The organism is Undibacterium sp. Xuan67W (assembly GCF_049340165.1).
Taxonomy (GTDB): Bacteria; Pseudomonadota; Gammaproteobacteria; order Burkholderiales; family Burkholderiaceae_D; genus Undibacterium.
This window is the reverse complement of sequence record NZ_JBMPPN010000065.1, coordinates 1-282: the sequence shown is the minus strand read 5'-3', so window position 1 is coordinate 282 and position 282 is coordinate 1. Positions and strand designations below refer to the sequence as shown.

Below are 282 nucleotides of genomic sequence, written 5' to 3'. Positions count from 1 at the left end.
GCTCTTTCTTCAAATTGCTAAAGAATGATTCAGCTACCGCATTATCGTAACAATTCCCACGTCTACTCATGCTTGGCACAAGTTGATGTTCTTTGCACCAACGTGCGAAATCATCACTGCCAAACTGACTGCCTTGATCTGAATGAATAATAACGGGGTGCTTAGGGTGTCTTCTCCAAACAGCCATCAATAACGCATCGAGAACAATTTCTGTCGCCATCGTTGATTTCATTGACCAACCAACGACAGCCCTTGAATAAAGATCGATGACCACCGCCAGAT

At 44.0% G+C, this 282-nt stretch carries 1 protein-coding gene; it reads right to left on the bottom strand.

Annotated elements, in window-relative coordinates; translation table 11 throughout:
* Window positions 1-282, bottom strand: a 282-nt coding sequence (locus ACO0LE_RS20285; RefSeq protein WP_422962130.1) for a DDE-type integrase/transposase/recombinase, incomplete at both ends; no start/stop codon positions are given.